Annotated in this window: 6 protein-coding genes; 3 read left to right on the forward strand and 3 right to left on the reverse strand. The window is 70.8% G+C overall.

All coding sequences use genetic code 11. The annotated features are described in order from the left end of the window. The 3 genes from WBP48_RS14445 to ypfJ form a co-directional block, all read right to left on the reverse strand. Positions 1-1,232 (reverse strand): DEAD/DEAH box helicase (locus tag WBP48_RS14445; RefSeq protein WP_424441451.1); only part of this gene is annotated, 1,232 nt, incomplete at its 3' end. Positions 1,233-1,452: 220 nt separating this feature from the next. After that, positions 1,453-2,448 (reverse strand): prolyl aminopeptidase, encoded by a 996-nt coding sequence (gene pip / locus WBP48_RS14450; protein WP_424441452.1) that lies wholly within the window; start codon positions 2,446-2,448, stop codon positions 1,453-1,455. Further along, positions 2,445-3,320, reverse strand: coding sequence for a KPN_02809 family neutral zinc metallopeptidase (gene ypfJ, locus WBP48_RS14455; RefSeq protein WP_424441453.1), 876 nt, complete (start codon positions 3,318-3,320; stop codon positions 2,445-2,447). Before ypfJ ends, pip begins: the two co-directional genes overlap by 4 nt. 59 nt (positions 3,321-3,379) lie before the next feature. Between ypfJ and WBP48_RS14460 the strand changes: the two genes are divergently transcribed. The 3 genes from WBP48_RS14460 (at position 3,380) to WBP48_RS14470 (ending at position 6,881) form a co-directional block, all read left to right on the forward strand. After that, positions 3,380-4,447, forward strand: coding sequence for a malate dehydrogenase (locus tag WBP48_RS14460; protein ID WP_424441454.1), 1,068 nt, complete (start codon positions 3,380-3,382; stop codon positions 4,445-4,447). Positions 4,448-4,454: 7 nt separating this feature from the next. Continuing rightward, a complete protein-coding gene (locus WBP48_RS14465) occupies positions 4,455-6,308 on the forward strand; it encodes a cation:proton antiporter (RefSeq protein WP_424441455.1) in 1,854 nt (617 codons plus the stop codon). A gap of 117 nt (positions 6,309-6,425) precedes the next feature. After that, on the forward strand, positions 6,426-6,881 hold the full coding sequence (locus tag WBP48_RS14470) for a dehydrogenase (RefSeq protein ID WP_424441456.1): 456 nt from the start codon (positions 6,426-6,428) through the stop codon (positions 6,879-6,881). Positions 6,882-6,948: the final 67 nt, after the last annotated feature.

Below are 6,948 nucleotides of genomic sequence, written 5' to 3' on the forward strand. Positions count from 1 at the left end.
CCGCCGCCCTGGCCGCCACGACCGGGCTGCTCCGCCTTCGGGGCGGGCGCGACGTACGGGGCGACCTCGCCGACGAGCTCCGTCACCTCGGGGGACGTCGCCGAGACCCGCACCGGGGTGACCGAGATGGCGGCCTTGCGCAGCAGGTCCTTGACGTCCTTCTCCTGGCCGGGGAGGACGAGCGTCACGACCGAGCCGGTGGCCCCGGCGCGTGCCGTGCGACCCGAGCGGTGCAGGTACGCCTTGTGCTCCATCGGCGGGTCGACGTGGATGACCAGTTCGACGTCGTCGACGTGCACGCCGCGCGCAGCGACGTCGGTCGCGACGAGCACCTTCGCGGCGCCAGTCGCGAAGGCCGCGAGGTTGCGGTCGCGCGCCGGCTGCGACAGGTTGCCGTGCAGGTCGACCGCGGGAATGCCCTGTGCCGTCAGCTGCTGCGCGAGCTTCTTGGCGTGGTGCTTGGTGCGCATGAACAGGATGCGGCGGCCCGTGCCCGACGCGAGCGTACGGACGAGCTCCTTCTTCGCCTCGACCGACTCCACCAGGAAGACGTGGTGGGTCATCGCGGCGACGGGCGAGGTCGCCTCGTCGACCGAGTGCAGCACCTCGTTCTGCAAGAACCGGTGCACGAGCTTGTCCACGCCATTGTCGAGCGTGGCGCTGAACAGCATCCGCTGGCCGCCGCGCGGCGTTCTGTCGAGGATGCGCGTGACCGAAGGCAGGAACCCGAGGTCTGCCATGTGGTCGGCCTCGTCGATGACGGTGATCTCGACGGCATCCAGCGACACGAAGCCCTGCTTCATGAGGTCCTCGAGGCGCCCGGGGCACGCGACGACGATGTCGACGCCCGCCTTCAGCGCGGCGACCTGGCGGTTCTGGTTGATACCGCCGAAGATCGTCGTGGTCTTCAGGCCGTAGGCCGCGGCGAGCGGTTCGAGGGTCGCGTTGATCTGCGTCGCGAGTTCGCGCGTGGGCGCGAGGACGAGGCCGAGGATGCGGCCCGCGCGGCGCGATCCGCCGGCGAGCGCTCCCCCGAGGCGCGCCGCCATCGGGATCGAAAAGGCGAGCGTCTTGCCCGAACCGGTCTTGCCGCGGCCGAGCACGTCGCGCCCGGCGAGCGTGTCGGGCAGCGTGTCGACCTGGATCGGGAACGCGGTGATCTTGCCGTCCTTCGTCAGGACGTCGAGCAGGGGCGCGGGCACGCCGAGCGCGCCGAAGGTGATGTCAGTCATGGAGAGTTTCTGGGCGTGGATGCCCGGATCGGTTCGGCCTGCGCGCGAGTGTCGGCACAGGTTCGCCGTACGAAAGTTGTCAGCCGATCATCCGGTCCGGTGCTGTCCAGAGCCGGGCGGCGAGGGAAGCGTTCTACGACGCAAGAGCATCGCGAACGGATGCTGCAAGTGAGATCACTCTAGCAGTGCCGCCAGATCACACCCCGCGTCGCGGCGACTGTCAGGAGGCGAAGCGGTCGGTGGCGGCGCGCAGCGCGCGGGCGATGCCCGGCTCGGTCGCGGAATGGCCGGCATCCGGCACCACGACGAACTCCGCCTCGGGCCAGGCCCGGTGCAGGTCCCACGCGGTCATCATGGGGGTGCACACGTCGTGGCGGCCCTGCACGATGACGGCGGGGATGCCGCGGATCGCACCGACGTCCTCGATCAACTGCCCCTCGCGGAACCACCCGCCGTGCATGAAGTAGTGGTTCTCGATGCGGGCGAAGGCGATCGCCGTGGCCCGCTCGGTCATCGCGGCCACGAGGTCGGGATCGGGCAGCAGCGTCAGCGACGCGGCCTCCCACGTGGTCCAGGCGAGGGCGGCGGGTTCGTGCACCGCCGGGTCGGGATCGGTGAGCCTCCGGTGGTACGCCTCGATCAGCCGCGAGCGCTCCAGCACCGGGATCGGCGCGAGGTACTTCTCCCACAGGTCGGGGTACAGCGCCGAGGCACCACCCTCATAGAACCACTCCAACTCGTGTCGACGCAGCGTGAAGATGCCGCGCAGGACGAGTTCGCTGACGACATCCGGGTGGCACTGCGCATACGCGAGCGCGAGCGCCGAACCCCACGATCCGCCGAACACCTGCCATCTGTCGATGCCGAGGTTGCGGCGCAGCAACTCGATGTCGGCAATCAAATGCCACGTCGTGTTGAAGCGCAGCTCGGCATCGGGGGCGCTCACGTGGGGCGTCGACCTTCCGCACCCGCGCTGATCGAGCAGCACGATCCGGTAGACCGCGGGGTCGAAGAACCGCCGCTGCCACGGCGACGTCCCTCCACCGGGGCCGCCGTGCAGGAAGACGACGGGCTTTCCGTCGGGGTTGCCGGACTGTTCCCACCAGACGCGCTGGCCGTCGCCGGCGAGGAGGAATCCGGTCTCGTACGGTTCGATCTCGGGATAGAGGATGCCGTCGAGATGCGCCGGTCCGCTCGACGAGGACGATGCGCTCATAGGTTTCTCCCCACGGCGAACGTGTCGCATGCGCCGACACCGCTCTGATACCCCGTCACGAACCAGCGCTGCCGCTGCTCACTGGATCCGTGCGTCCAGCTCTCCGGGTTGACCCGGCCGGACTGTGCCTGGATGTGGTCGTCGCCGACGGTCGCCGCCGCCTCCAGGGCGTCGCGGATCTGGGCCTCGGTGGGCGGTTGCAGGAACGGCACGCCGTTCTCGTCGGTCGTGTTCGCGGCATCCGCCACCCACGCCCCCGCGAAGCAGTCGGCCTGCAGTTCGGCGCGCACGCCGTTGCTGAGCGGTCCGGTGCCGTTGGAGGGATACCGGTCGAAAATGCCCGTGATCTGCTGGATGTGGTGCCCGTACTCGTGCGCGAGGACGTACAGCTGCGCGAGCGGGCCGGCCTCGTCGCCGAACTGCTGCTCGAGCACACCGAAGAACGTCGGGTCGATGTACACCGTCTCTTCGGGCGGGCAGTAGAAGGGGCCCGTCGCGTTGGATGCCGTGCCGCACGCGGTCGGGGTCTGGCCATCGACGATGACCAGTTGCGGTGGCCGGTAGCCCTGCACGTGGCCGGCCCAGAACTGGTTGATGGACTTCGACCCGGCCGCGAGCCGGCACGCGTCGTTCGTGTTGGCGTCGGCGCCGGTCGTGCAGTTGGCGATCTCCGTCTCCTGCGCGGGCGCCCCCTGCGTGCCGACCCCACCCAGCAGGCTCGTGAAGTCCCCGCCCGTGAAGATCTGCAGCAGGATCACGGCGATCGCGCCGAGACCTCCCAGGCCTCCGATGCCGCCGACGATCGCGCCGCCACCGGGACCGCGCCGGGTCGCGCCGCTCCCGCTCACGTCGGCGTTGCTGTTGAACGTCATGGCCTCACCGTACCGCCTGGGCGAGTGCACCCGCGGGAGCGCACCCGTAGGTTATAGGCATGGATGCCACGACCATCACCGTTACCGGCGCCGGAGGCCAGATCGGCTACGCCCTGCTGTTCCGGATCGCCGCGGGCGCCCTCCTCGGTCCCGACCGCCCGGTACGGCTGCGCCTGCTCGAGATCCCGCAGGGCCTGAAGGCCGCCGAGGGCGCCGCGCTGGAGCTGCAGGACTGCGCCTTTCCGCTGCTGGAGCACGTCGAGATCACCGACGACGCGCGCACCGGCTTCGACGGCGCGAACCTCGCGCTGCTCGTCGGAGCGCGTCCCCGCACGGCGGGCATGGAGCGCGCCGATCTGCTCGCCGCCAACGCGGGGATCTTCGGGCCGCAGGGCGCCGCCCTGAACGAGGTGGCTGCAAGCGACATCCGCGTCGTCGTGGTGGGAAACCCGGCCAACACGAACGCGCTGATCGCCTCGGCATCCGCCCCCGACATCCCCGGCGACCGCTTCGCCGCGCTCACTCGCCTGGATCATGATCGTGCCGTCGCGCAGCTGGCCGAGAAGACGGATGCCGCGGTCTCGGCGATCGAGAACCTCGCGATCTGGGGCAACCACTCCGCGACGCAGTTCCCCGACGTCGCGCATGCCACGATCGGTGGCCGGCTCGCGACCGACGTGCTGGAAGACCTCCTCGGCAGCCCCGAGGCGGTCACCGCCTGGCTCGATGACGAGTTCGTCCCGCGGGTCGCAAAGCGCGGCGCGGAGATCATCGCGGTGCGCGGCTCGTCATCGGCGGCGTCGGCCGCGAACGCGGCGATCGCGCACGTCCACGACGACGTGCTCGGCACCGGTGGTGGCGTGCTCGGCACCGGTGGCGTGGGGACGGGCGCCGCGGGTACGGGCGCGTCAAGCGCGGGCGCGTGGACGTCCGCGGCCGTCCTCTCCCACGGCGAGTACGGCGTGCCCGAAGGTCTGTACTCCTCGTTCCCGGTCACGAGCGACGGATCCGGATACCGCATCGTCGAAGGCCTCGACCTCGGCGATCGTGCCCGCAGCCGCATCGACGCCTCGGTCGCCGAGCTCATTGCCGAGCGCGAGGCCGTCCGCGAGCTCGGCGTGATCTGAGTCCGCGATGGAAGAGGTCGAGATCGAAGAGCTCGTCTGGCTGATCATTCTCGCCGTCGTCGTGATTGCGGCCTCCACGGTGCTCGCGCGGCGCCTGCGCGTTGCCGGTCCCCTCATCCTCGTGGCGATCGGCGGCATCGCCTCGGTGTTCCTGCCGGCGTTCTCCGTGCCGCCCGAGGTCATCCTCGTCGGCATCCTGCCCCCTCTTCTCTACGCCGCCGCCGTACGTCTGCCGGCGGTCGAGTTCCGTCGCGATGCCGTCCCGATCGCGGGGCTCGCCGTGCTGCTCGTCGTCATCAGTGCGCTCGCGCTCGGCCTGCTGTTCTGGCTCGTCATTCCGGAGGTCGACTTTCCGCTCGCGGTGGCCCTCGGGGCGATCCTCAGCCCGACGGATGCCGTGGCGACCTCGATCGCCAAGAAACTCGGCATCGCACCACGCGTCATCACGATGCTCGAGGGCGAGAGCCTGCTCAACGACGCGACGGCGCTCGTGCTGCTGCGAAGCGCCGTCGCGGCATCCGCCGCGGGATTCTCGTTCTGGGGAACCCTCGGCTCCTTCGTATGGGGCGTACTGGCGGCCGTCGTGATCGGAGTGATCGTCGGTCTCGTGAGCCTGCGCGTGCGGCGATGGATCGGGGACCCCGTCACCAACACCGCGCTCGGATTCACCATCCCGCTGGTGGCGTACCTGCCCACGGAGCACCTTGGCGGGTCGGGACTCGTGGCGGCGGTCGCCGCGGGCATCACGACCGGCCAGGGTGCGGCACGGTGGTCGACGCCCGAGCAGCGTGTGTCGGACGAGCTCAACTGGCACACCGTGGAGCTGCTGCTGGAGGGCGCCGTCTTCCTCATCATGGGACTGGAGCTGCGCAGCATCCTCGACGCCAACTTCGCCAAGCACAACGGGCCCGGGGTCGCGACCGTGCTGGCGCTGTCGGCGCTCGGGATCGTGCTGGTCGTGCGGGCGCTGTACGTCTCGGCGCTCGTGGCGATGCTCGCGCGGCGTGCCCGCAACCGCGGCAGGGAGCAGTTGCAGGCGCTGAGCGACAGGCTCGACGCGTTCGATCCGGTCGCGTACGACGCTCGCGCCCGAGACGGGGGAACGGACGGCGCGGACGGTGTCGGCGATGCGGGCGGCATCGCCGAGCAGGTTCGCACCGGCGGATCGGGCATCGGCAAGGCCGTGCGAAAGGTCGCTCGGGCCCGACCGCGCGACCCCGGGACGGTGCAGCGCCGGGTCGACGGCATGCGCGCTCGCGTCAGCCGCGCCATGCACGACCTCGACTACTATCAGGCCTCGCCGCTCGGCTGGAAGGACGGTACCGTCATCGTCTGGGCGGGCATGCGCGGTGTCGTGACGCTCGCGGCAGCGCAGACGCTCGCGCAGGACACACCGGTGCGCGAACTGCTGATCCTGACGGCGTTCCTCGTCGCGCTCGTGAGCCTCATGCTGCAGGGTCTGACGCTGCCGGTCGTGATCCGGATGCTGAAGTTCCCGCCTTCCGCGGCCGACGGCCCGATGGCTGCGGAGGAACGCGAACGCCTCGACGACGAGTTGCACACGGCGGCCCTGGAGCGGTTGCGTGCACCCGGCCTCACGGATGCCCACGGCACCCCGTATCCGCCGGAGGTTCTCGAGAAGCTCGCCGAGCGCATGGAGGCCCCGCCGGACGACGCACCGGAGATCTCGGCGGGCGGCGTGATCGATCTGCGCATCGCCCTCATCGAGGCGATGCGGGAGCGGCTCGTCGACCTGTCGCGCGAGGGCTCGTACTCATCCGCGAGCCTGCGGCGTGCGCTGGCCCAGCTGGATGCCGACCAACTCAGCATCCAGCTTCGGCGCGAAGAGGACCGGGACTGAACTCGGCGCGGGTGTCGGTGCGTCTCGTTGACGGGGGCGTTCGGCGGGCGGGCGTTTCGGCGGCGGGGCCGTTTCGGCGGCCGGTGCGTTTCGGCGGCGACGCCGGTGTAGGTGAGAATGGATGCCATGACCACCGACCCCACGTCCGACCGTTCCGCCCACGCGGCGGGGCGCGCGCCCGCCGACTACGCCGAGTCGATCGCGCTGCCTGCGACGACCGAGGCCGTGCCGACGATCGTGTCCGAGAACGGCTGGTGGACGGCCCGGCCCGCGGGTTCGCGCCTGGTAGGGCTCGTGGTCGCGCGCGACGATCTGCCATCGGTGATCGCGCAGCGCGACGCGCTCGCACAGTTCGGCGTGCCGATCGAGGGGTTTCGGCATCCGGCGCCCGAGACCGGTGAGAGCTGGGCGGAGCGGCTCACACGCCTGTTCGGCCGCCTGACCGACGGTGACGTCGTGGTCGTCGCCGACAAGCACGCCCTCGGCCGCACCGTCGACGAGGAGACGCACGCGATCGGCGAGCTGCGCCGCCGCGGCATCATCGTGAAGGTGCTCGGCCACCACCGCGGCTGACACGCGCCCCGCCCCCTTTCCGCGAGACCGCCTCCCCGGGTCGAGACCCCACGAAACGGCGTAGGGT

The organism is Microbacterium sp. (assembly GCF_049661145.1).
GTDB lineage: Bacteria > Actinomycetota > Actinomycetes > Actinomycetales > Microbacteriaceae > Microbacterium.